This is a genomic window from Streptomyces diastatochromogenes (assembly GCF_002242805.1).
GTDB lineage: Bacteria > Actinomycetota > Actinomycetes > Streptomycetales > Streptomycetaceae > Streptomyces > Streptomyces diastatochromogenes.
In genome coordinates, this window is record NZ_MCGQ01000014.1 from 85,652 (window position 1) to 109,277 (window position 23,626).

General features: G+C 71.4%; 19 protein-coding genes and 1 riboswitch. Of the genes, 15 read left to right on the forward strand and 4 right to left on the reverse strand.

Annotated features, from left to right (window positions below):
- Genes ispG through BEK98_RS17700 form a run of 5 tightly spaced genes read left to right on the forward strand, consistent with a single transcriptional unit; the run spans position 1 to position 5,285 of the window.
- On the forward strand, positions 1–1,116 hold the full coding sequence (gene ispG / locus BEK98_RS17680) for a flavodoxin-dependent (E)-4-hydroxy-3-methylbut-2-enyl-diphosphate synthase (protein WP_094217518.1): 1,116 nt from the start codon (positions 1–3) through the stop codon (positions 1,114–1,116).
- Between the two features lie 41 nt (positions 1,117–1,157).
- The gene (dxs, locus tag BEK98_RS17685; RefSeq protein WP_094217519.1) at positions 1,158–3,101 is read left to right on the forward strand and encodes a 1-deoxy-D-xylulose-5-phosphate synthase; all 1,944 of its coding nucleotides are present in this window, start codon (positions 1,158–1,160) and stop codon (positions 3,099–3,101) included.
- On the forward strand, positions 3,098–4,483 hold the full coding sequence (locus BEK98_RS17690; protein ID WP_094217520.1) for an aspartate aminotransferase family protein: 1,386 nt from the start codon (positions 3,098–3,100) through the stop codon (positions 4,481–4,483). The genes dxs and BEK98_RS17690 overlap by 4 nt, the downstream gene beginning before the upstream one ends.
- Positions 4,484–4,542: 59 nt before the next feature.
- Positions 4,543–5,166, forward strand: coding sequence for a helix-turn-helix domain-containing protein (locus BEK98_RS17695; RefSeq protein WP_094217521.1), 624 nt, complete (start codon positions 4,543–4,545; stop codon positions 5,164–5,166).
- Positions 5,163–5,285: a DUF6126 family protein gene (locus BEK98_RS17700; RefSeq protein ID WP_094217522.1), complete on the forward strand. Its 123-nt coding sequence runs from the start codon at positions 5,163–5,165 to the stop codon at positions 5,283–5,285. The genes BEK98_RS17695 and BEK98_RS17700 overlap by 4 nt, the downstream gene beginning before the upstream one ends.
- 6 nt (positions 5,286–5,291) lie before the next feature.
- On the opposite strand, the gene BEK98_RS17705 is transcribed toward BEK98_RS17700, so the two are convergent.
- Positions 5,292–6,089: a tyrosine-protein phosphatase gene (locus BEK98_RS17705; RefSeq protein ID WP_094217523.1), complete on the reverse strand. Its 798-nt coding sequence runs from the start codon at positions 6,087–6,089 to the stop codon at positions 5,292–5,294.
- A 171-nt stretch (positions 6,090–6,260) separates the two neighbouring features.
- Here BEK98_RS17705 and BEK98_RS17710 point away from each other — a divergent pair, with 171 nt between their 5' ends.
- The 4 genes from BEK98_RS17710 to BEK98_RS17725 all read left to right on the forward strand — a co-directional run bounded on the left by BEK98_RS17710 (position 6,261) and on the right by BEK98_RS17725 (position 11,589).
- Positions 6,261–8,333, forward strand: coding sequence for an alpha-galactosidase (locus BEK98_RS17710; protein WP_094217524.1), 2,073 nt, complete (start codon positions 6,261–6,263; stop codon positions 8,331–8,333).
- 303 nt (positions 8,334–8,636) lie between these two features.
- Positions 8,637–8,800: riboswitch (cyclic di-AMP (ydaO/yuaA leader) on the forward strand.
- Positions 8,801–8,804: 4 nt separating this feature from the next.
- Positions 8,805–9,689, forward strand: coding sequence for a M23 family metallopeptidase (locus BEK98_RS17715; protein WP_094217525.1), 885 nt, complete (start codon positions 8,805–8,807; stop codon positions 9,687–9,689).
- Positions 9,690–9,941: 252 nt separating this feature from the next.
- Complete coding sequence (locus tag BEK98_RS17720) at positions 9,942–10,658, forward strand: DUF6250 domain-containing protein (RefSeq protein WP_094217526.1); 717 nt, start codon at positions 9,942–9,944, stop codon at positions 10,656–10,658.
- A gap of 145 nt (positions 10,659–10,803) precedes the next feature.
- A complete protein-coding gene (locus BEK98_RS17725) occupies positions 10,804–11,589 on the forward strand; it encodes an SGNH/GDSL hydrolase family protein (RefSeq protein WP_094217527.1) in 786 nt (261 codons plus the stop codon).
- 279 nt (positions 11,590–11,868) lie between these two features.
- On the opposite strand, the gene BEK98_RS17735 is transcribed toward BEK98_RS17725, so the two are convergent.
- Together BEK98_RS17735 and BEK98_RS17740 are read right to left on the reverse strand one after the other, a co-directional pair.
- The gene (locus BEK98_RS17735; RefSeq protein WP_208643134.1) at positions 11,869–12,489 is read right to left on the reverse strand and encodes a TetR/AcrR family transcriptional regulator; all 621 of its coding nucleotides are present in this window, start codon (positions 12,487–12,489) and stop codon (positions 11,869–11,871) included.
- A 95-nt stretch (positions 12,490–12,584) separates the two neighbouring features.
- The gene (locus BEK98_RS17740) at positions 12,585–13,763 is read right to left on the reverse strand and encodes a glutamate dehydrogenase (protein ID WP_094217529.1); all 1,179 of its coding nucleotides are present in this window, start codon (positions 13,761–13,763) and stop codon (positions 12,585–12,587) included.
- A 182-nt stretch (positions 13,764–13,945) separates the two neighbouring features.
- Between BEK98_RS17740 and BEK98_RS17745 the strand changes: the two genes are divergently transcribed.
- The 5 genes from BEK98_RS17745 (at position 13,946) to BEK98_RS17765 (ending at position 20,539) form a co-directional block, all read left to right on the forward strand.
- Positions 13,946–15,130: an MBL fold metallo-hydrolase gene (locus BEK98_RS17745; RefSeq protein ID WP_425276610.1), complete on the forward strand. Its 1,185-nt coding sequence runs from the start codon at positions 13,946–13,948 to the stop codon at positions 15,128–15,130.
- A 283-nt stretch (positions 15,131–15,413) separates the two neighbouring features.
- Positions 15,414–18,410, forward strand: coding sequence for an alpha/beta hydrolase (locus tag BEK98_RS17750; protein ID WP_094217530.1), 2,997 nt, complete (start codon positions 15,414–15,416; stop codon positions 18,408–18,410).
- A 122-nt stretch (positions 18,411–18,532) separates the two neighbouring features.
- Entirely contained in the window at positions 18,533–18,724 is a 192-nt protein-coding gene (locus BEK98_RS17755; protein WP_094217531.1) for a hypothetical protein, read from the forward strand.
- Between the two features lie 46 nt (positions 18,725–18,770).
- Positions 18,771–19,601 carry a 2OG-Fe(II)-dependent halogenase WelO5 family protein gene (locus BEK98_RS17760; protein WP_094217532.1) on the forward strand — a complete coding sequence of 277 codons (831 nt, stop codon included), beginning with the start codon at positions 18,771–18,773 and terminating at the stop codon, positions 19,599–19,601.
- Between the two features lie 98 nt (positions 19,602–19,699).
- Entirely contained in the window at positions 19,700–20,539 is an 840-nt protein-coding gene (locus BEK98_RS17765) for a PhzF family phenazine biosynthesis protein (protein ID WP_094217533.1), read from the forward strand.
- A gap of 17 nt (positions 20,540–20,556) precedes the next feature.
- Here BEK98_RS17765 and BEK98_RS17770 read toward each other — a convergent pair whose 3' ends face one another.
- Positions 20,557–21,033 carry a RidA family protein gene (locus BEK98_RS17770; protein ID WP_094217534.1) on the reverse strand — a complete coding sequence of 159 codons (477 nt, stop codon included), beginning with the start codon at positions 21,031–21,033 and terminating at the stop codon, positions 20,557–20,559.
- Positions 21,034–21,477: 444 nt separating this feature from the next.
- On the opposite strand from BEK98_RS17770, the gene BEK98_RS17780 reads away from it, so the two are divergent.
- Positions 21,478–23,601: a sensor histidine kinase gene (locus tag BEK98_RS17780; RefSeq protein WP_244201885.1), complete on the forward strand. Its 2,124-nt coding sequence runs from the start codon at positions 21,478–21,480 to the stop codon at positions 23,599–23,601.
- Positions 23,602–23,626 lie beyond the last annotated feature (25 nt).

Below are 23,626 nucleotides of genomic sequence, written 5' to 3' on the forward strand. Positions count from 1 at the left end.
ATGACCGCCGTCCCCTTGGGAGTCCCCGAGGTACCGGCCCGGCCGGTCGCACCGCGGCGCGTGTCGCGGCAGATCCACGTCGGGCCGGTGGCGGTCGGGGGCGGAGCCCCGGTGTCGGTGCAGTCGATGACGACGACCCGTACGTCCGACATCGGCGCCACCCTGCAGCAGATAGCCGAACTCACCGCGTCCGGCTGCCAGATCGTCCGCGTCGCCTGCCCCACGCAGGACGACGCGGACGCTCTCGCGACCATCGCCCGCAAGTCGCAGATCCCGGTGATCGCGGACATCCACTTCCAGCCGAAGTACGTGTTCGCGGCGATCGAGGCGGGCTGCGCGGCGGTCCGGGTGAACCCGGGCAACATCAAGAAGTTCGACGACCAGGTGAAGGAGATCGCGCGGGCCGCGAGGGACCACGGCACCCCGGTCCGGATCGGCGTCAACGCCGGCTCGCTGGACCGGCGGCTGCTGCAGAAGTACGGAAAGGCCACCCCGGAGGCGCTGGTCGAGAGCGCGCTGTGGGAGGCGTCGCTCTTCGAGGAGCACGATTTCCGCGACCTCAAGATCTCGGTCAAGCACAACGACCCGGTCGTGATGATCGAGGCGTACCGGCAACTCGCCGAGAGTTGCGACTACCCGCTGCACCTGGGCGTCACCGAGGCCGGCCCCGCCTTCCAGGGCACGATCAAGTCGGCGGTCGCCTTCGGGGCGCTGCTGTCGCGGGGGATCGGCGACACCATCCGGGTCTCGCTGAGCGCCCCGCCCGCCGAGGAGGTCAAGGTCGGCATCCAGATCCTGGAGTCCCTGGGGCTGCGGCAGCGGCGCCTGGAGATCGTCTCCTGCCCGTCCTGCGGGCGGGCCCAGGTCGATGTGTACAAGCTGGCCGACGAGGTCACGGCGGGGCTCGACGGGATGGACGTGCCCCTGCGGGTCGCGGTGATGGGCTGTGTCGTCAACGGACCGGGTGAGGCCCGCGAGGCCGATCTCGGGGTTGCCTCGGGCAACGGCAAGGGCCAGATCTTCGTCAAGGGCGAGGTCGTCAAGACCGTCCCCGAGTCCCGGATCGTGGAGACCCTCATCGAGGAGGCCATGAAGCTCGCAGAGCAGATGAAGTGAGTTGGGGTTAAAGCACGGCACGGACCGAGAGGGGGCCCAGCGTGACGATTCTGGAGAGCATCAGGGGACCACGCGACCTGAAGGCGCTGTCCGAGGCGGAGCTCGGTGAACTGTCCGAGGAGATCCGTGAGTTCCTGGTGCACGCGGTGGCGAGAACCGGCGGTCACCTCGGGCCCAATCTGGGGGTGGTGGAACTCTCCATCGCGCTCCACCGGGTCTTCGAGTCGCCGGTCGACCGCATCCTGTGGGACACCGGTCACCAGAGCTATGTCCACAAGCTGCTGACCGGGCGTCAGGACTTCTCCAAGCTGCGCGGCAAGGGGGGCCTGTCCGGCTATCCCTCGCGCGAGGAGTCCGAGCACGACGTCATCGAGAACAGCCACGCCTCCACCGCGCTCGGCTGGGCCGACGGCCTCGCCAAGGCCAACCAGGTGCAGGGGGAGAAGGGCCATGTGGTCGCGGTCATCGGCGATGGCGCGCTGACCGGCGGCATGGCCTGGGAGGCGCTGAACAACATCGCGGCCGCCAAGGACCGGCCGCTGATCATCGTCGTCAACGACAACGAGCGGTCGTACGCCCCGACCATCGGTGGCCTGGCCAACCACCTGGCCACCCTGCGCACCACCGACGGCTACGAGAAGGTCCTCGCCTGGGGCAAGGACGTCCTGCTGCGCACCCCGGTCGTCGGTCACACCCTCTACGAGTCCCTGCACGGCGCGAAGAAGGGCTTCAAGGACGCCTTCGCTCCGCAGGGCATGTTCGAGGACCTGGGCCTGAAGTACGTCGGTCCGATCGACGGCCACGACATCAAGGCCGTCGAGTCGGCGCTGCGCCGGGCCAAACGCTTCCACGGGCCGGTCCTGGTCCACTGCCTCACGGAGAAGGGCCGTGGCTACGAACCCGCCCTCGCCCACGAGGAGGACCACTTCCACACCGTCGGCGTGATGGACCCGCTCACCTGCGCACCGCTCGTGCCGTCCAACGGCCCCTCCTGGACCTCGGTGTTCGGCGACGAGATCGTCCGGATCGGCGAGGAGCGGGAGGACGTCGTGGCGATCACGGCGGCCATGCTGCACCCGGTGGGCCTCGGCCCGTTCGCCGAGCGCTTCCCCGACCGGGTGTGGGACGTGGGCATCGCCGAGCAGCACGCGGCCGTCTCCGCGGCGGGCCTCGCCACCGGCGGACTGCACCCGGTCGTCGCCGTCTACGCCACCTTCCTCAACCGCGCCTTCGACCAGCTGCTGATGGACGTCGCCCTGCACCGGTGCGGGGTGACCTTCGTGCTGGACCGGGCCGGCGTCACCGGTGTCGACGGGGCGTCCCACAACGGCATGTGGGACATGTCGGTCCTCCAGGTCGTCCCGGGCCTCAGGATCGCCGCCCCACGCGACGCCGACCAGTTGCGCGCCCAACTGCGGGAGGCCGTCGCCGTGGACGACGCGCCCACCCTGGTCCGCTTCCCGAAGGAGTCGGTCGGCCCCGAGATCCCGGCGATCGACCACGTCGGCGGCATGGACGTCCTGCACCGCGGCGAAGACCCCGAGGTGCTGCTGGTGGCCGTCGGCGTGATGGCGCCGGTGTGCCTCCAGGCCGCCGAGCTGCTGGCGGCCCGGGGCATCACCTGCACGGTCGTGGACCCCCGTTGGGTCAAGCCCGTCGACCCGGCGCTGCCGGGGCTGGCCGCCGCACACCGGCTGGTGGCCGTCGTGGAGGACAACAGCCGGGCCGCCGGGGTCGGTTCGGCCGTGGCACTCGCCCTCGGCGACGCCGACGTGGACGTGCCGGTACGACGGTTCGGCATCCCGGAGCAGTTCCTCGCGCACGCCAAGCGCGGCGAGGTGCTGGCCGACATCGGCCTCACGCCGGTCGAGATCGCGGGACGGATCGGCGCGAGCCTGGCAGCGGGGGACAAGGGTTTCGCCGTCGAGGACACGGATTTCGCCGTCAGGGACGCGGGGGGCTCAGTCAAGGAGAAAGCTGAATGACCAAGGAGTTCGACCTCGGCGCCCTCCTCGCCGACCGCGGAGCCGAGCGCTACGAGCTGCACACCAAGTACCTGAACCCGCAGCTCCCGCGCATGCTGCACACCATCGGCTTCGACAAGGTCTACGAGCGCGCCGAGGGCGCCCACTTCTACGACGCGGACGGCAACGACTACCTGGACATGCTCGCCGGGTTCGGGGTGATGGGCCTCGGCCGCCACCACCCGGTCGTCCGCAAGGCGCTGCACGACGTCCTGGACCTCAACCTCGCCGACCTCACCCGCTTCGACTGCCAGCCGCTGCCCGGCCTGCTCGCCGAGCGGCTGCTCACCCACAGCCCGCACCTGGACCGGGTGTTCTTCGGCAACAGCGGCACCGAAGCGGTCGAGACCGCCCTGAAGTTCGCCCGGTACGCCACCGGCAGGCCGCGCGTCCTCTACTGCGACCACGCCTTCCACGGCCTGACCACCGGCTCCCTGTCGGTCAACGGCGAGGACGGCTTCCGCGACGGCTTCGCCCCGCTGCTGCCCGACACCGCCGTACCCCTCGGGGACCTGGACGCCCTCGCCCGGGAGCTGAAGAAGGGCGATGTCGCCGCCCTGATCGTGGAGCCGATCCAGGGCAAGGGCGTGCTCGAGGCCCCGCCCGGCTATCTGCGCGCCGCGCAGGAGCTGCTGCACCGGCACAAGGCGCTGCTCATCGCCGACGAGGTGCAGACCGGCCTCGGCCGCACCGGCGACTTCTACGCCTACCAGTACGAGGACGGCGTCGAACCGGACCTGGTGTGCGTGGCCAAGGCGCTCTCCGGCGGCTATGTCCCGGTCGGCGCCACCCTGGGCAAGGACTGGATCTTCAAGAAGGTCTACTCGTCCATGGACCGTGTCCTGGTCCACTCGGCGAGCTTCGGGTCCAACGCGCAGGCGATGGCGGCCGGCCTCGCCGTGCTGTCGGTGATGGAGAACGAGCAGATCGTCGCCGGGGTGCGGACGACGGGCGGGCTGCTGAAGTCCCGGCTCGCCGCGCTGATCGACAAGTACGAGCTGCTCGCCGACGTCCGCGGCCGGGGCCTGATGATCGGCATCGAGTTCGGCAGGCCCAGCTCGCTGAAGCTGCGCAGCCGCTGGACCATGCTGCAGGCCGCGCGCAAGGGCCTGTTCGCCCAGATGGTGGTCGTACCGCTGCTGCAACGGCACCGGATCCTCACCCAGGTCTCCGGCGACCACCTGGAGGTCATCAAGCTCATCCCGCCGCTGGTCCTGAACGAGGCCGACGTGGACCGGTTCGTGGACGCCTTCACGGCGGTGATGGACGACGCGCACAGCGGCGGCGGTCTGATGTGGGACTTCGGCAAGACGCTGATCAAGCAGGCGGTGGCCAACCGCTGATCTTTTGCCTCTGAGGCAAAAAACTTGCCCCAGAGGCAAAGGTTCGGCTCAATGGAGGCATGAACGCCTCAGAAGCCGCGCCACCGGCGGGCCACGGCGACGACCTGTCCGCCGTGGCGCCGCAGCTGCGTGACCTGCGCCGACGCAGCGGCCTCACCCTGGAGGCCGCGGCCCGGTCCGCCGGGCTCTCGCCGGCCCACCTGTCCCGGCTGGAGACCGGGCAGCGTCAGCCTTCGCTGCCGATGCTGCTCGCACTCGCCCGTATCTACGGTACGACCGTCTCGGAGCTGCTCGGCGAGACGGTCGCCGACCGGGACGCCGTCGTGCGCGCCGCCGACATGGAGCCGACCCACGCGGGCGGCTGGACCTACTTCCAGGCCGGAGCCCCAGGACGCGCCATGCAGGCCCTGCGCGTCCGGGTGCCGTACGGCACCCAGGGCGACATCGTGCGCGTCCACCCCGGCGAAGAGTGGCTCCACGTCCTCAAGGGGCGGCTCAGGCTGCGCCTCGGCGACACCACGCATCTGCTCGCGCCCGGCGACAGCGCGCACTTCGACTCGCTCACCCCGCACCGCCTCGCCGCCGAGGACCACGACGGCGTGGAGCTGCTGTTCCTTCACACCCTGCTGCAGAGCCCCACGGCCACGCTGTGCCTGGGCCCGCTGACTGGAGAGCTGTCATGAGCAACTTCGAGGAGAGGTTCCCTCGCGCCCTGTGGATCCGGCTGATCATCTACATCGCCGTGGGCCACGTGTTCGCCGCGTTCCTCTACCTGCTGTTCGAGCTGGGCGGCAAGGGCTGACCGCCGTCAGTCCAGCAGGCGCTCCCGCAGCCGCTCCCGGGTCGCGGGGGTGAGCCCCAGGCCCTGCTCGAAGTAGGTGTCGACGCCGCCCCACGTCTCCTCGATGCTCGCGAAGGCCGCCTGAAGATACTCGGCGCGCGCGTCGAAGAGCGGGCTGAGCAGCTCCATCACCTCGGGTGTGTACGCGGTGTCCGCACTGCCGTTGCGACGGACCTTGTAGCGCCGGTGCTTGGCGTTGGACTCCAGGTAGTCGGCGATGACGGCCTCGCGCTCCACGCCCACGGCGAGGAGCGTGACGGCTATGGAGATGCCCGCGCGGTCCTTGCCCGCCGCGCAGTGCATCAGCGCGGGCACGCTGTCCTCGGCGATCGAGTGCAGCACCCGGGAGTGCTCGGCGGTGCGCTCCTTGACGATCGTCCGGTAGGAGGCGACCATCCGGGCCGCCGCCTTGCCGTCCGCGAGGATGCCGCGCAGCTGGTCGAGGTCGCCGTCGCGGACCATCTTCCAGAACTCGGCGCCGTCCGCCGGGTCGCTCAGCGGCAGGTTCACGTTCCGCACGCCGGGCAGGGCGACGTCCGGGCCCTCCAGCCTCTGGTCGGCCGCGTTGCGGAAGTCGAAGATCGTGTGCAGGCCCAGGGACGCGAGGAAGGCCGCGTCGTCCTCGGTCGCGTGCGCGAGATGGCCGCTGCGGAACAGCACTCCGGGGCGCACCCGCCGTCCGTCCACGGTCGGAAGCCCGCCCACGTCACGGAAATTACGCACTCCGGCCAGCTCGGGCTCGGTCGAGGGGACCTGCTGCGTCACGGGGGCTCCTCCCGGTCAGCCCCGCCGGCGCGGCTCGTCGACGGGCACTCCGTCGACGATACGACATCGATTACCTCGGGCAATGAGTTGTCCACAGGCGTTGCCACCAGGGGCTGCGGGGCCTAATGATGTTCGCACTTGAGCGGATCTGTTGGCACCTGTGAGGTCTCGATGGTGGACATCGCCGAAAACGGTCGTACGTGGCTCCTGTCGGGGCCCGCAAGCAGCTATGCGCTGCATCTCACCGAGGCGGACGAACTGCTGCACCTCCATTGGGGACCACGGATCGCGCTCGCCGACGCGGAGGCCCTGGCGCTGAGTCCGCTGCCCGCCTACTGGCCCTTCGAGTCCCCGCTCGACGGCCGCGAGGAGTACCCCGTCGAGGGCGGCCCCCGCTTCGTCCGCCCGGCCCTGTCCGTGCGCACCGAGGAGCGGCGCGGCACCGAGTGGCGCTTCGTGTCCCACCAGTCCGAGGGTGACGAGCTGCGGCTGACCTTCGACGACGACGGGCTCGCCGTCACCCTCCACTACCGGATGCGCGGGGATGTCCTGGAGCGCTGGGTGACCGTGGCGAACGGCGGGCACGCGCGCGTGGAGCTGCTGCGCGCCGACGCCGCCACCTGGACCCTGCCCGACCGCGAGGGCTGGCGGCTGTCCCAGCTGCACGGCCGCTGGGCCGCCGAGTCCCTGCTCGCCACCGCACCGCTCACCTACGGCGAGAAGATCATCGGCAGCCGCCGCGGCCACACCGGCCACCAGCACCTGCCCTGGGTCGCGCTGGACACCGACGCGACCGAGGAGCGCGGCGAGGTCTACGGCTGCGCGCTCGGCTGGTCCGGCTCCTGGCGGATCGCCGTCGCCCAACTCCCGGACGCGCGCGTGCAGATCACCGGTGGCGCCGGCTACGACGACTCGGGCCTGCTGCTGCTCCAGCCGGGCGAGTCGTACACCACCCCCGTCTTCGCGGGCCTGTGGAGCGACGGCGGCTTCGGCGGGGCCAGCCGCACCTGGCACGCCTACCAGCGGGCGTACGTCATCCCGGACGCGGACCGGGACCGGCCGGTGCTGTTCAACTCCTGGGAGGCGACCAACTTCGACATCTCCGAGGAGCAGCAGGCCGCCCTCGCCCGGCGGGCCGCCGACATCGGCGTGGAGCTGTTCGTGGTGGACGACGGCTGGTTCGGTGCCCGCACCAGCGACCGGGCCGGCCTCGGTGACTGGACGCCCAACCCCGACCGCTTCCCGCACGGCCTCAAGCCCCTCGCCGACCAGGTGCACGGCCTCGGCATGCAGTTCGGCATCTGGGTCGAGCCCGAGATGGTCAACCCCGACAGCGACCTCTACCGCGCCCACCCCGACTGGGTGCAGTACCAACCGGGACGGAAGCGGACGGAACTACGCAACCAGCTCGTCCTCAACCTCGCCCGCGAGGATGTCCAGGAGTACCTCTGGGAGCAGCTGGACACCCTTCTGTCCAGCGCCCCGATCGACTACGTGAAGTGGGACTTCAACCGCTGCTTCACCGACGCCGGCTGGCCCGGGGAGCCGTATCCGCAGCGCCTGTGGGTCGACCACGTCCGCGCCCTGTACGCCCTGCTGGACCGGCTGCGCGCCGCCCATCCCTCGGTCGCCTTCGAGTCCTGCTCGGGCGGTGGCGGGAGGATCGACCTGGGCGTGATGAGCCGCACCGACCAGGTGTGGACCTCCGACAACACCGACCCGCTCGACCGGCTCGCCATCCAGCACGGCTTCAGCCAGATCCACCCCGCGCGGGTCATGGCCGCCTGGGTCACCGACAGCCCGAACACCCAGCTCAACGGGCGGGAGAGCTCGCTGCGGTTCCGCTTCGTCAGCTCGATGGCCGGGGTGCTCGGCGTCGGCGGCGACCTCACCGAGTGGACCGGGGAGGAGCTGGCCGAAGCCCATCGGTGGGTGGAGCTGTACAAGGAGATCCGCCCGGTCGTCCAGCGCGGCGACCAGTACCGGCTGCGGCCCCCGGCGGGCGGCCTGAGCGCCGTCCAGTACGTCCTCGGGGACGAGACCGTGGTCCTCGCCTGCCTGCAGGCGCAGCACTACGGCGAGCCGGTCCCGGCGCTGCGGCTGCGAGGACTCGACCCGACGGCGTCGTACGAATGCCGCGAAACGGGCGAAGTGCACCGAGGGGCGGTCCTGCTGCACCACGGACTGCGCACCGGGTTGAAGGGTGACCTGGATGCGACGGTTCTCCGGCTGTGCCGCATCTGAGATTTCTGTCCGAATTGCAGCCTTCATTCCAACTCGCTCTGGAATGAGGGGGCGTGGGGCGTCGGGGCGTGAGGAGCGTCATATTCGTGACCGTGCGTCGCGCGTCATGTCCACGTAATTCCGATAGCGGCAAAGGGAATTGAAAAGGGGAGGGATTGGGGAATTCACGGAGGGTGACCGTGAATTCCCGAATTGGATCATTTGGAACCCTGACGTCGGGAACCAGCTGCTTGTCCGGGTGCGTCTTGCTCGCTTACGTTCGCCACCAATCCGGACGGAACGCCGAATCCTGCCGCCGCCCGGAGTCCCCGCACACTTCACCCGTGTTCGGCAGGAGCGGGGGACCCGCCAGGTACGACTGCCTGTCCCGGTCTCCGCGACAGGCTGGGGGTGTAGCCGCGCACCGTGCGGCCGGGCAGCTCCAGCCCGAACCCGACAGCTCACCCCGCAGGCGCCGGAGAGGAATGCGCCATGCCCGCGAAGGGTAAGCACCGCCGTCCCAAGGCCCCGCGTTTCACCCGCTCGATCGCCGTCGCCGGAACCGGTGGCGCCGCGCTGGCCCTGCCGCTCTTCGGGGCCACCGGAGCGCACGCCGCCACCGCGCAGTCCGTTTCCGGAAAGGCCGTGCAGTCCCTTCCGTCCGTGGTGAAGACGGCCGCGAAGAAGGCGGCCGCACAGCAGAATTCGGGCGTGCGCACCTACACGGTGCAGTCCGGTGACTGGCTCGCGAAGATCGCCGACGACCAGCACGTCAGCGGCGGCTGGCAGCGGCTCTACGACGACAACCGGCAGGCTGTCGGCCAGGACCCCTCGCTGATCCACCCCGGTCTGAAGCTGTCGCTCGGCGGGCAGGCCGCCCAGACGCACACCGAGCCCTCCGCCCCCGCCCCCGCGCGGGCGCCCCAGTCCCAGGCCGCCGACACCTCCGGTGCCGCCACCACCCCCTCCACCGGCTACACCCTCCCGGTCACCGGCGCCACCATCGGCACCGGCTACCACGTGGCCGGCAGCATGTGGTCCAGCGGCTACCACACCGGCGTCGACTTCGTCGTGCCGACCGGCACCTCGCTCAAGGCCGTCGCCGCCGGCACCGTCGTCTCCGCCGGGTGGGGCGGCGCGTACGGCAACCAGGTCGTCATCAAGCTGAACGACGGCTACTACGCCCAGTACGGCCACCTCTCGCAACTCTCCGTCTCGGCCGGGCAGACCGTGACCGCGGGCCAGCAGATCGGCCTCTCCGGCGCGACCGGCAACGTGACCGGCCCGCACCTGCACTTCGAGATCCGCACCACGCCGAACTACGGCTCGGACATCGACCCCGTCGGCTACCTCCGCACGCACGGGGTCGCCGTCTGAGGCTCCCGTTCCCAGGGGCCCACATCTAGAGAACCGCCTGCCTGACACGCCGCCGAAGGCCGGACCCTGATCCCGGGGTCCGGCCTTCGGTGTGTCCACTCGTGCCGCCCATCGCATTGCGGTCGTGTGGCGGCCGCGCCCAGGGTGTCGACAGGAGAGGTGGGGGGCGGACACAGTGGCCTGCGTGGGATGCAAGCGCTTTCTGTCTCCGTTTTCTGTCTCCGCTTCCCGTCTGTGAAGGAGCCACCCGACGTGACGACCACCCGCCGCACCTTCGCGGCCCTCGCGGCCTCGGCCGCCCTCACCGCCCTCGCCCCCGCACCCGCCGCCCACGCCGCACCCCGCCACCGCCGCCTCCTCGCCCATGACGACTTCCGGCACGGTCTCGGCCAGTGGGTCACCGAACTCCAGGACGGCGGCAGCGTCACCGCCGCGGACGGCGTCCTGGACATCGACGTGCCGAGCGGCGCCACGGTCTGGTTCCGGCAGCGGTTCGACGGGCCGTACGTCCTCGAGTACACCGCCACCGCGGTCTCGGCGGGCGGCGCCAACGACCGGGTCTCCGACCTGAACAACTTCTGGAACGCCACCGACGTCCGTTCTCCGGACGACCTGTTCGCCACTCGCCGGGGCGGCGCGCTCGCCGAGTACGACTACCTCACGACCTACTACGTCGGCTTCGGCGCCAACTCCAACACCACGACCCGGCTGCGCCGCTACGTCGGCGAGCCCGGCGTCCGCCCGCTCGTCCACGACTACACCGAGCCCCTGCTGGTCCCCGGCCGGCCCAACCATGTGCGGATCGTGTCGGACGGCTCGCTCGTCCAGTGGTGGAACAACGGGCGGCTCGTCTTCGACTACACGGACCCGGAGCCGTACACCGGCGGACACTTCGCCTTCCGGACCGTGTGGAGCCATTTCCGGGTCAGCGGCTTCCGGGTGTGGCGATCGCACGGTCAACGCGCCTGACCGGCGCGCTATTCCTGGATTGGCAAACTATTTAAGGGTGTCTCATCTCACCGTTCGTCAACCCCGGCCTACGGTCGCGTAGGTCACATCCGAAGGTGAATCATGGTCCGACGTGGCAGACGATTCGAAGAATGACAACAGATCAGTGATCGGGTCGTACGTGGCGGTGGGGGACAGCTTCACCGAGGGCGTGGGCGACCCCGGCCCCGACGGGGCGTTCGTGGGCTGGGCCGACCGGTTCGCGGTACTGCTCGCGGACCGGCGCCCCGAGGGCGACTTCGCGTACACCAATCTGGCCGTGCGGGGAAAGCTGCTCGACCAGATCGTGGCGGACCAGCTCCCGAAGGCCGTCGAACTGGCCCCGGACCTCATCTCCTTCTGCGCGGGCGGCAACGACATCATCCGGCCCGGCACCGACCCGGACGAGGTCGCCGAGCGCTTCGAGCGGGCGGTGGTCCAGCTCACCGAGGCCGTGGGCACGGTGCTGGTGACGACCGGCTTCGACACCCGTGGCGTCCCCCTCCTCAAGCATCTGCGCGGCAAGATCGCCACCTACAACGGGCACGTCCGCGCCATCGCCGACCGGTACGGCTGTCCCGTGCTCGACCTGTGGTCCCTGAAGTCCGTCCAGGACCGCAGGGCGTGGGACGACGACCGGCTCCACCTCTCACCCGAGGGCCACACGCGCGTGGCGCTGCGCGCCGGCCAGGCCCTCGGCCTGCAGGTCCCGGCCGACCCGGAGCAGCCCTGGCCGGCGCTCCCGCCCCGGGGCACCCTGGAGATCCGTCGCGACGACGTCCACTGGGCCCGTGAGTACCTGGTCCCGTGGATCGGCCGCCGGCTGCGCGGCGAGTCCTCCGGGGACCATGTGACGGCGAAGGGCACCCTGTCGCCGGACGACATCAAGATGCGGATCGCGTCGGTGGCGTGACGGCCACGGTCCGTGCCCCGCACCACGAGCGCGACGGTGCGGGGCACGGACGTACGACTGCCCCGGCCGCACCCTTACCGCTCCCGCCTTGTCCCGGCCGGACGGTCTACCGTTCCGGCTTGGTCAACGTCTCCAGGCGTAGCCCGAGTTCCCGGGCCAGGGCGTCGTCCGCCCACTGTGGCGCCCTGGAGCGCGGTGCTGCGCCCAGGTATGACATGAGCTGTATTGCGAGGCCGTCGAGGAGCGAGGTCGGGCACAGGGGCGTCCCAGCCGGGCCGTCTACCGTTCCGGTTTGGTCAGCGCCTCCAGGCCCAGCCCGAGTTCCCGGCCCAGGGCCTCGTCCGCCCACTGCTGCGCGCGGGAACGTGGTATCGCGCCCGGGTACGACGTGAGCTGTACGGCGAGGCCGTCGAGGAGTGCGGTGAGTCGTAGGGCCGCTCCGGGCGGGTCGGCGCACTCGAACTCGCCCGCCGCCACGCCCTCCGCGATGACCTCGGTGATCGCCGCCTTCCACTGCTGGTCCAGGTCGCGGGTGACCTGGCGGAGGGTGGGTTCGCGCAGCGACACCGCCCAGCCCTCGATCCACAGCCGCCAGCCCTTGGCCTGGCCCGTGGGCGCGTACCAGCGCACGGCGGCCCGCAGCCGGCGCAGCGCGGAGGTCCGCCGGCCCAGCAGCCCCCGCAGATGCGCGAGGTCGTCCTCGGCCGCGTAGGCGAAGGCGGCGGCGACCAGCTTCTCCTTGGTCGAGAAGTGATACAGCACCAGCGCGTTGCTCACCCCGAGCGCGGAGGCCACGTCGGCGATCCTCACCGCCGCCACGCCCCGCACCTCGATCTGCTCGATGGCGGCCCGCAGCAACTCCTCCCGCCGCTCCGCCACGCTCAACCGCACTCTCGCCACGCGGTCACCCTAATCCGTCGCTCAGAGCCGTGCCGAAAGGCCCTGGCTCCTTCGGCCACTTCGCGTGCCGTGGGCCGAGGGGCGCCCGGCCGGGGTCAGCGGTACCACCCGAAGCGCTCCGCGATCACCGGCAGGCGGTCGGTCACCAGGGCGTGGGCGGCGGCGCGCGGGGTCGTACCGTCGGCCTCCGCGCGCGTGAGCATCAGGTCGACCAGGGCACGCATCGAGCGGCGGATGTGCGCGAACGCCTCGTCGGCGTCCGGACCGATGTCGCCGAACAGGGTCCACCACCACCAGGCGTTGGTGGACGAGTTGACCACCACGTCCGGCAGCACGGTCACCCCGCGCGCGGTCAGCAGCGCCTCCGCCTCGGGCAGGACGGGCATGTTGGCCGCCTCGACGATCCAGCGGGCGGTGATCCGCTCCTGCTCGGCGGTACCGATCGCGTAGGACACCGCCGCGGGCACCAGCACCTCCGCGTCCGCGGACAGCCACGCGTCGCCGGGCAGTTCACGGTCGCCGGGGCGCAGCACGGAGCGGTCGACCGTGCCGTACGCGTCCCGCGCGGCCAGCAGCGCCTCCACATCGAGGCCCGCCGGGTTGGCGATCGTCCCCTTGACGTCGGCCACGGCCACCACCCTGAGGCCCGCGCGCGCGAGGAAGCGGGCCGTGGCCCCGCCCATCGTGCCCAGGCCCTGCACGGCCACCCGGGTGCCCCGGTACGGCACCGACGCCCGGTCCAGGGCGGCCAGCACCGACTCGGCGACCCCGCAGCCGCCCGCCAGCTCGTCCAGGCCGATGCCGTCCACCTCGACCGCGAAGGCGTCCGCGAGCCGCCCCCGGGCCGCCGTCTCGTCGTCCAGCAGCGGGAACACGGCCTGCACGGAGGAGACCAGGCCCGCCTCCGCCGCCGCGCGGTCCACCAGGTCCTGGGTGAGGCCCAGATCCTCCCCGGTGGTCCAGAAGCTCTCGATGTACGGCCGCATGGCCCGCAGGTAGCGCACGAGCAGCCCGTACGCCCCGGGGTCCCGCGGATCGCAGTCGATGCCGCCCTTGGCTCCGCCGAGCGGGACGTAACGGCTCTCGGGGTCGTAGTGCAGGGCCTCCTTCATCGTCATGCCCCGGGCGAGTCCGGTGACCTCCTCCAGGGTGCAGCCGGGCCGCATCCGCAGCCCGCCGCTGGCCACGCCCCGCACCAGCCGGTCCACGACGAGGAAACCCCGGCGGCCGGTGATGTGGTCGGTCCAGACGAGCGACATCAGGGGGGCGGTCATGGGGTCTCCCGGGTGAGGGTTACTGAATCGCGAGTCAGTATTCGGAGCCGGTGGACGGCCTGTCAACGTGCGACGGATCCTCAGCGGCGCACGCCGGAGGCCGGCCTGTGACCCCGGCCACCCCGGACGGTCGGAGGCGCCGACCATAATGGAGGACCTCAGCGACTCCACCTGGAGGTACCGTGACCGGTTTGCGTTCCCAGAGCTTCGGGCTCGGCATGCTTCAGCCCGAGGCCTTCGGCGCGGAACCGAGCGGTGAGCGCCTGGCCCGGATCCGCCGCTCCCCGCACTTCGAGGACGGCGTCTTCCAGAACCCCGGCGGCACCGCCCGTACCCGGCCCTCCGGTTCCATGCTGGACTTCGCCAAGGTGTTCCTCGACAAGGACACCCGGCCCCTGCGCGCCCCCCGCGGCACGGTCCCGGTGCACGCCACCACCCTGGCCGACCTCGCCAAGCCGCCGGCCACCGGGCTGCGGGTGACCTGGATGGGCCACTCCAGCGTGCTCGTGGAGATCGACGGCCACCGCGTCCTCTTCGACCCCGTCTGGGGCGAGCGCTGCTCCCCGTTCCCCTTCGCCGGGCCCAAGCGGCTGCACCCGGTGCCGCTGCCGCTGGCCGCGCTCGGCCCGGTCGACGTGGTGGTCATCTCGCACGACCACTACGACCACCTGGACATGCCCACGATCAAGGCGCTGGCCGGCACGGACACCGTGTTCGCCGTGCCGCTCGGCGTCGGTGCCCACCTGGAGCACTGGGGCGTGTCCGCCGACCGGCTGCGTGAACTCGACTGGCACGAGGACACCAAGATCGGCGGACTCACCCTCACCGCCACCCCGGCCCGCCACTTCTGCGGCCGCGGCCTGCGCAACACCCAGCACACCCTGTGGGCGTCCTGGGTCGTGGCGGGCGAGGAGCACCGGATCTACCACAGCGGTGACACGGGCTACTTCGAGGGCTTCAAGGACATCGGCGCGGCCCACGGTCCGTTCGACGCCACGATGATCCAGATCGGCGCGTACAGCGAGTTCTGGCCGGACATCCACATGACCCCGGAGGAGGGCCTGCGCGCCCACCTCGACCTCCAGGGCGGGGCCCCGCACGGAGTGCTGATGCCGATCCACTGGGGCACCTTCAACCTCGCCCCGCACCCCTGGGCCGAGCCCGGCGAGTGGACCAAGGAGGCCGCCGAGGAGGTCGGCCAGGCGGTGGCGCTGCCCCGCCCCGGCGAGCCCTTCGAGCCGGCCGGCAAGCTCCCCGCCGAGCCCTGGTGGCGAGGCGTCTCCGGAACCGTCCGCCGCACCTGGCGCGCGATGGGGGCGCTGGCCGCCGAGCCCGGCGTGCGCAAAGGACTCGGCCACACGGACTGACGGCTGGGGCGGGCCCGCAGAGTCCGGGCACACGGGGTCGGGCCAGCGTGGCGCTGCCTGCGGCGAGGGCACCCGCGGCGACGGGTGGCTCGAACTGGAGCAGCCGGCGTGCGCCGGACCCTGCAGCCTGCCGCGCCCGTCCTGGACCGGGGACCGAGGCCCTGGTGCGGCTGTCTCGTTATGGCTCGAACGGTCACCCCTCGTGCATCATTGACCCGGTTGCTCATTCATCTGTGATCGAACCCTTCTGCTTCAACACCTGTTCTGACTGCGGAGGTTCGCGATGGCGTCGACACGTGTCCACCTCGTGCTGGTGCACGGCCTCTTCTCCTCCGCCAAGGTGTGGAAGGCGTTCGAAACGCTCATCGGAACCGACCCCGAACTGGCCGACTGGGTCAGCGTCCACCCCTTCGAGTACGACTCCCCTCTCATCCGGCTCCGGCCCGACCGCCGGGTCGCCGAGACCGATGACGTCGCAGACCAGCTGGGGACCTTCCTGGAGACCGAACTCGCCGACGCCGAGCGGATCGTGCTCGTCACCCACAGCCAGGGCGGCCTGGTCGTACAGCGCTTCCTGGCCCGCAAACTGTGGAACGGCGAGGGCCACGAGCTGGCCCGGATCAAGCACTTCACGATGTTCTCCTGCCCCAACACCGGCTCCGGCTTCTTCCTCACCGTCCGCAAGTTCCTCAAACTCTGGCGCAATCCGCAGGAGCAGCAGCTGAGGCCCTTCGACCGGGCCGTGACGGAGGCCCAGCGGACCGTCCTGAGCGCGGTGGTGCACGCCCGGGGGCACAGCGACAAGGAGTGCCCCATACCGGTCCGCGCCTACGGGGGCTCCGCCGACGACATCGTGCCGCCGATCGTCGCCCGCGGCGTCTTCCCCAAGGGCGGGGTGGTCACCGCCGACCACTTCTCCATCATCCAGCCCGCGGACCGCACCGCCGCCTCCTACCGCGCCGTGCGCGGGGCCCTGATCGAGGTGGCCCGAGCGGCGTCCGTGCGGGAGAGCGCCTTACCTCTCGCATCGACAGCCGCGCGACCCAGCACCACCAAAGGCACGGGTGACACCGCCGCCGACGCCCGGATCGCGACGGACGCCGAAGCCGCCGACGGCCCCTCGTACCCGCCCCCCGCCGCCGAGGACCCGGACCTCGCCCCGCTGCCGCCCCCGCCGTACTGGCAGCTGGACGAAGGCCAGCTGAAGGGGGAGGACCGGCACGGTCTCGTCGCCCACCTCCTGTCCGAGCAGGCCCGCCGGCGCGTACACGTCGTGGCGGGCCCGGGCGGGTCGGGGAAGAGCCGGATCGCCCTGGAGGCCGCCGACCGCGCCCGGCGCGCCGGACACCGCGTCTGGTGGGTGTCGGCACCCGAGCTGAGTCTCCGCATGCGCATGATCGCCCGCGATCTGGGCGCCCCGTCGATCACCGTGGAACGGGCCTGGCTCGTCGGCACGGCCATGGACCTGGTCTGGACCCTCCTCGACGCCTGCCCCGAACCCTGGCTGCTGATCTTCGACAACGTCGACGACCCCGAGCGGCTCGGCTCCCGCGACGGCCCGGCCGCCAGCGGGACCGGCTGGCTGCGCACACCGCAGAACGCCAAGGGCACCGTGATCGTCACCAGCCGGGTACGCAGCCGGCACGCCTGGGGCGACGCCAGCCGCGTCCATCAGGTGCTGCCCCTGGACGACAACGACGGTGCCTCCATGCTGCTGGAACGGACCGGGGGCCTCGGCGGCACCAACGAAGACGCGCGCAGGCTGTCGCGGCAGTTGGGCGGGCTGCCACTCGCCCTGCGACAGGCCGCCGACGTGATCAAGGCCGTTCACCAGAGCCAGATCTCACTGGACAGCGACATCAGGGACTTCGAGACCTTCCGCCGTACCGTCGCCCCTCGCGTCGACACCGCCGCGGACCAGGACGGACCGCACCTGAGTGAGCTGCTGGGCCGGGAGATCGTGGAAAAGGTCTGCGGGATCGGCATGGACCTGCTCACCCAGCACGAACTGCCCCAGGCGCCGACCCTGCTGAAGGTCTTCGCCTGCCTGAGCATCGCCCCCATCCCCTACCGCTGCCTCCTCACCGACTCCGCACTCGCCCAGTCCCCGCTCTTCCCCGGCGCCACCCCCGCACGCACCAGCGCCCTTCTGGCGGGTCTGGAGGAGCTCGGACTCGTGGACGCGTACGAACGTGAGGGCGTCGCCGACCGCCGGCTGGCCGGCGTACTGACCCTGCATCCCGTCGTGCACGGTGTCCTGCGCGAGGACGAGGAGGTGCGCAAGCGGCCCGCGGACTACTACGGACTGGCCGTGCGCATGCTCCGGTCGGCCATCCAGCACAGCAACCCCGACCACCCCGCCAACTGGCCCCTGTGGGCCGCGCTCTCCCCGCACGCGCTGGAGGTGTCCCGGGCCTGCCTGCTCGGCGACCTCAGGCTGTCCGACCGCTCCGTGCGCACCGAGGCCCTGGAACTGGCCCGGCTGACCGCCCGCTACCTCATAGCCACGGGGCTGCTGGGGCCCGCGTACGACCTCGTCCTCCCCCTCGTCGAGCGCTGCTCTTCGTTCGGCTTCGACAGCGACGACCGCGAGATCCTCGGCCTGCGCCACGAGCAGGGGCGTGTCCACCTCGACAGGGAGCAGTTGCCCCTGGCCGAGCAGGTGCTGGGCCGCGTGGTGCGGGTGCGGACCCGGATCCTGGGGGAGAACCACGCCGACACCCTGGCCAGCAGGCACAAGCTGGCCCGCGCGATCAACGAGCAGGCCGGCCGGGAGGCCGAGGCCGAGGTCATGCTGCGCTCCATCGTCGAGGCGGAGAACGAGGTGCGCGGACCCGAGCACTACGACACCCTCGTGGTGCGCCACACCCTGGCTCGGACGATGCTCGCCCGCGGGGCACACCGCGAGGCCGAGGCGGAGGCCCGGGAGATACTGAGCATCAGCCGCCGCAACCACTGGCCGCCCGCCACACCGGAGATCCTGCGGGTACAGGAGACCCTGACGCACTCGCTGCTGCGCCAGGACCGCGCCCGTGACGCGGAGCAGGTCATCCGCGAGGCGCTGCAGCACGCCTCCCAGCCTGCGGACTCCAACGTCGTGATGCGGCTCCGATTCACTTTCGTCCTCGTACTTCTCGGCATACGTGGGCGTACACCCGAAGCGGTGAAGGAGTTGCGGGCACTGGTGCGCGACCTCGACCGGGTGGTGACCTCGGAGCACCCGCTGTCCGTGCAGGCCAGGGCGCTCCTCGAAACGGCTGTTCGGGAGATGCCGACCTGAAACCTCCTCTATTCACGCGGAGTTGAGCGGAACCTTCGCCGGGGGTGGCGGGCTTGCGCGTAGCCTGACGGTGCCTCACCCTGTGTGACGCGTCCCCTACCGAAACGCTCGGAGGTTCGCCGATGACTTCTCTCCCCCCTGATACCCACGACGACCAGGCCCTGACATGGGGCGCTCCGGGGAGCGACCTGGAGGAGATGCAGGCGGAGTTCGGCCGGCGAATCGCGATGGAAGCGCTGGAGGCAGGACGCCAGGCACTCGAACTCGACGCGAAGACCGCGTTCCGCGCCACCGGCGGAGCGCATCCCGGATAGGCGCCGATGAATTTCCGCTGTCTTTCACCATGTCGGGGGCTCACGAATGACTTCAGGGAAATCCACGCAGGGGTTATCGCCGACCACGTCGCACGACCCGTTCTTCCGCGCAGCCACCGCGCCCGCCTTCACCCATGACCTGCTCGCCGGTCTCGCCGCCGGACGGTACGCGGCGGTCCGGGTGCCCGGTTTCCTGCCCCGGGAGCGCTGCGACGAGGTGCTCGCCGCCCTGGAGGCACGGGCCTTCGACTCGTACGGGAAGGCCCGCGTCCAGCCGCCGGTGATGCGGTTCGGCGTGGGAATCAGCGACCACATGGCGGAGGGCGGGGTCTCCGAGAGCTACTGGAGCGCTCTGGAGGGCCACCGCGAGGTCTGGCAGGGCCTCGGCCTCTCCTTCGACCCCTTCCGCGCCTGCCGGGAAGGGCTCGGCGCGCACTGGCCCGGTGGCGTGGCGGTCGGCCGAAGGGGCGGGCGGCAACTCGGCGACGGCGTGGCCAGGGAACCCAACCAGGGCTTCCAGGTCCACTTCGACGACGCGCTGCGCGAGTACGCGGGGGACCTGCTGGACGAACCCATAGTCGGCCAGTTCGCGTTCAACCTCTACCTCAGCGTGCCTCCCTCGGGCGGCGAGACGGTCCTGTGGCGGCACCGGTGGCAACCCGAGGACGAGGCGTACCGGTTGCCGGCCTCCTACGGGTACGACGAGGCGGTGGTGCGGGGCGCCGAATTCCTCGAGATCGCACCGCGGGTGGGCGAGGCGCTGCTGATCGACCCGCGCTACTTCCACGCGGTACGGCCCAGTCGGGGCGCCCGCCGAATCGCACTGGGATTCGCGGTGGGTCTCGCCGCGTCCGGCCGGTTGCTCACCTGGGCCTGAACGCCGGGCCGACCTGGCCATTCCCTTTGACGTGACGTCAATTATTCGTTCGAGCACGCCCTTTGACGCTCAAGTGGCGGAGTGGCTAGGTTCGGGTGATGGACATCCTGCGCTACGTGGCCTTCAGCACCGACCCGCTGGGCGGAAACCCGGCGGGTGTGGTGCTGAACGCCGCAGGCATCGACGAGGCGACGATGGGTGCCATCGCGGCCGAGATCGGCTACTCGGAGACGGCCTTCGCCGCACCCCGGCCGGACGGGGCATTCGACATTCGCTACTTCAGCCCGAAGGCCGAAGTACCCTTCTGCGGCCACGCCACCATCGCCACCGCAGTCGCCCACGCCCACCAGCACGGTGTCGGCGACCTGCTGCTGCACACCATGGCCGGACCGGTCCCCGTGACCACCTCGACGCGCCCGGACGGCTCGGTCGTCGCCACCCTGGTGAGTGTCGAACCCCGCACGGCGGAGATCACCGGACCCGACCTGGCCGAGCTGCTCGCCGCCCTCCGCTGGTCCGCCGCCGATCTCGACCCCGCACTGCCGCCCCGGGTCGCCTATGCCGGCGCCTGGCATCCGGTCATCGCGGCCGCCAGCCGGGAGCGCCTCGCCGACCTCGACTACGACATGTCCGCGCTCGGCGCCCTCATGGCGCGCCGGGAATGGGTCACCATCGCCCTGGTCCGACGCGAGACGGACACCGTCTTCCACGTCCGCAACCCCTTCCCGCCCGGCGGCGTCGTCGAGGACCCGGCCACCGGCGCCGCCGCTGCGGCCCTCGGCGGCTATCTCCGGAGCATGGGTCTCATCGAGCCACCCGCCGTGCTGACGATCCATCAGGGCGTGGACATGGGCCGTCCGAGCCTCCTCACGGTGGGCGTCCCGGCAGACCCGTCGAGCGGTATCGAGGTGACGGGCACGGCGGTTCGCCTCGCCTGAGCGGGCGCCGGCGGGCGCTAGCGCCCGCCGTCCTCGGATACCTCCAGAACGACCTCGATCTCCACGGGTGAGTCGAGCGGCAGGACGTTCATGCCGACCGCGCTGCGCGCATGCCGGCCCGCCGCTCCGAACAGGTCGACGAGCAGCTCGCTGGCCCCGTCCACCACCGTGGCCTGCCGGACGAAGCCGGGGGCGGAGGACACGTACCCGACCACCTTCACCACCCGGACCACCGTCTCCAGGGGTGCGACCGCGTCCGCGGCCGCCAGCGCCGCCAGCGCGCACTGCCTGCTGAGCTCCTTCCCCCGCTCCAGCGACACCTCCGCGCCGACCCGTCCGGTCGCGGTCAACTCCCCGTCGGTCAAAGGGATCTGGCCGGCGACGAAGACATAGCTGCCGCTGCGCACGGCGGGCACGTAGGTCCCCTTCGGGGCACTCACCTCCGGCAGTCGCAGACCGAGCCCGGCAAGCCGCTCGCGGACGTCAGTGGTCATGGGCCCTCCTGGTGACCTGGACGACGGGAGTCATCGTCCCACCGCCCCGGCCCCGACGGGGCGGACTCACGCCATGCGCCTGCTGGGCCCACAGAGGCAAGGCCAAAGCGGTTACTTTCCGTAAGGTTTTGTGGGAGTGTGCCCGCGGTGTGCGGGCACCCTCGGGGGGATGGGGGTGCCGGGTGTGAGGTGCGCGAGGGGACCTGAGTCGTCGTGGAACCCTCGATCGCCCGTCGGTTCCGATGACCGCTTTTGAGCAGGTAGTTTCGATCTTTTTCGGGTTGGTTCGATGGGTGCGACGAGGTTATCGGTCTGTCGTACGAAGCCTCATACCAGAGCGGGACCCTTGGCGGGGGACTTTGTCAACTGCCCACCGCACATGATGCGTAGGCGACTACTGTGAGTGTCCGGATGGCAGCCCGACGGACCAGTACGAGGACGCAGATGTCTCACCTCCGTGCACCGGCCGCCCCTGCCGACCGCCGTGAGGGCGGCCGGCACGGACGACCGGTCGCCCGACCCGCTCCCGCACTGCCCGAGACGCACATACGGCCTCAGCTCATGCGGCTCGCCGTGCTGCCGCCCGTCGCGGTCGCGCTCAGCGCCAGCGCGGCCGTCCTGTTCAGCATCCGCTCCACCGGCGCACGCCCCGGCCCCACCCTGTGGGCCGTGCTCGCCGGAGCGGTCGCGGTGACCCTCGCGGGCATCGTGATCGCCGCCGTCGCCGCGGACCGCGCCGCCCGCTCGGTCAGCGACCGCGTCGACGCGCTGCGCCGCAGCGCCGCCCAGGGCGAGGCGGATCTGCGGGCCCTCGTCGAGGCGCTGCGCCACGGCGAGACCCCGCCGCAGCGCGGCTCGCGCCGCCGGCCGCCCGAGGACGCCGACGACTTCGAGCTGCTCGCCGCCGACCTGGCCCACGCGTACGACGGCGCCGTCACCGCCGTCGTGCAGGCCGCCCAGCTCTCCAGCCAGGCGGGCAGCGAGCAGAAGCTCGAGGTCTTCGTCAACCTCGCGCGACGGCTCCAGTCCCTGGTGCACCGGGAGATCTCGATCCTGGACGACCTGGAGCACGAGATCGAGGACCCGGAACTCCTCAAAGGCCTGTTCCACGTGGACCACCTGGCCACCCGGATCCGGCGGCACGCCGAGAACCTCGCCGTGCTCGGCGGCGCCGTCTCCCGCCGGCAGTGGAGCAACCCGGTGAACATGACCGAGGTGCTGCGCTCCGCCATCGCCGAGGTCGAGCAGTACTCCCGGGTCAAGCTGGTGCCGCCCATCGACGGCGAACTGCGCGGCCACGCCGTCGCCGACGTCATCCACCTGCTCGCCGAACTCGTCGAGAACGCCACGGTGTTCTCCGCCCCGCACACGCAGGTGCTGCTCCGCGCCAACCTCGTCACCTCCGGGCTCGCCGTGGAGGTCGAGGACCGCGGACTCGGCATGCCGGTCGGCGAGCAGAACAAGATGAACGCCCTGCTCGCCGACCCCGACCAGGTCAATGTCGCGAGCCTGCTGGCCGACGGCCGTATCGGCCTCTACGTCGTCTCCCAGCTCGCCCGGCGCCACGGCATCGGCGTGCGCCTGCAGACCAACATCTACGGCGGTGTGCAGGCCGTACTCGTCGTCCCGCAGGCGCTGTTGGGCCCGAGGCCGGGCGTACCCGGGGCCGCACCGCAGCCCCAGGACCCGGCGGGGAGCGGCCCGTTGCCGCAGGTGGGGCGTACCGCATCGGCATCCGCATCCGCTTCCATGGAGCACCGGCCGGGACCCGGAGCAGGGGCGGGCCCCGTTGGCGCCGTGGGCATGAGCGGCACTGTCGGCGCGAGTGGCTCGGGCAGTGCGCCGGCCGGAGGGCCGGTCGGGACCGGACAGGCCCCGGCGACCGGCCGACGGCGGCACGCACAGGCCGGATACGGACACAGCGGCGACCTCGGGAGCGAGGGCGTCCAGAGCGGGGGTATCCAGAACGCGGGCGCACTCAGCGGGCCTTCGCAGGGCGCGGGCTCACCCCCGCCCCCGCTCCCCGTCCGCGGCGTCCATGAGCAGCGGCCTGCCATCGCCGAGGCCGTGCCCGGGATCAGCGCCGAGGACCGGCCGGTGCTGGAGGGACACGCGGGCACCCTGCCCGCCCCGCGCACCGGTGCGGTCCGGGGCACCATCGGCAAGCCCCAACTGCCCCGCCGGCGCGCCCAGGAGCACATCGTTCCCCAACTGCGCGGCGGCCCGGCCCCCCGCCAGGACGGCGATGTCGTCCCGGGTCACGACCCCGGCCTGATGGCGGCCTTCCAGCGGGGGATCGGACTCGCCGAGGCACAGCAGAACATGGAGTCGGCCTACGGGGACGCACCTCGTACGGAGGCCGCACCCGGGGTGACCGGATACATCGATATGGGCCCGGCACACAGGGCACCGGCCACGGTCACGCCCCATATGAGCCCTGCACACATGGATGCACACCCCATGGACGCGGCCAACCCCCTGGCCTCGACGCCCATATCCCAACTGCACACGCACAGCCCCGTATCCGAGGGCACCGGCCGATCCGACGGGAGCGCACCGGCCGGATGACCGCCCTCCACAGTCCCGTACCCAC

Coding starts and splice junctions, on each gene's coding strand:
- ispG (WP_094217518.1), top strand. CDS start 1: ATGACCGCCGTCCCCTTGGGAGTCCCCGAGGTACCGGCCCGGCCGGTC.
- BEK98_RS17690 (WP_094217520.1), top strand. CDS start 3,098: ATGACCAAGGAGTTCGACCTCGGCGCCCTCCTCGCCGACCGCGGAGCC.
- BEK98_RS17695 (WP_094217521.1), top strand. CDS start 4,543: ATGAACGCCTCAGAAGCCGCGCCACCGGCGGGCCACGGCGACGACCTG.
- BEK98_RS17700 (WP_094217522.1), top strand. CDS start 5,163: ATGAGCAACTTCGAGGAGAGGTTCCCTCGCGCCCTGTGGATCCGGCTG.
- BEK98_RS17710 (WP_094217524.1), top strand. CDS start 6,261: ATGGTGGACATCGCCGAAAACGGTCGTACGTGGCTCCTGTCGGGGCCC.
- BEK98_RS17715 (WP_094217525.1), top strand. CDS start 8,805: ATGCCCGCGAAGGGTAAGCACCGCCGTCCCAAGGCCCCGCGTTTCACC.
- BEK98_RS17740 (WP_094217529.1), bottom strand. CDS start 13,763: ATGACCGCCCCCCTGATGTCGCTCGTCTGGACCGACCACATCACCGGC.
- BEK98_RS17750 (WP_094217530.1), top strand. CDS start 15,414: ATGGCGTCGACACGTGTCCACCTCGTGCTGGTGCACGGCCTCTTCTCC.
- BEK98_RS17755 (WP_094217531.1), top strand. CDS start 18,533: ATGACTTCTCTCCCCCCTGATACCCACGACGACCAGGCCCTGACATGG.
- BEK98_RS17760 (WP_094217532.1), top strand. CDS start 18,771: ATGACTTCAGGGAAATCCACGCAGGGGTTATCGCCGACCACGTCGCAC.
- BEK98_RS17765 (WP_094217533.1), top strand. CDS start 19,700: ATGGACATCCTGCGCTACGTGGCCTTCAGCACCGACCCGCTGGGCGGA.
- BEK98_RS17770 (WP_094217534.1), bottom strand. CDS start 21,033: ATGACCACTGACGTCCGCGAGCGGCTTGCCGGGCTCGGTCTGCGACTG.
- BEK98_RS17780 (WP_244201885.1), top strand. CDS start 21,478: ATGTCTCACCTCCGTGCACCGGCCGCCCCTGCCGACCGCCGTGAGGGC.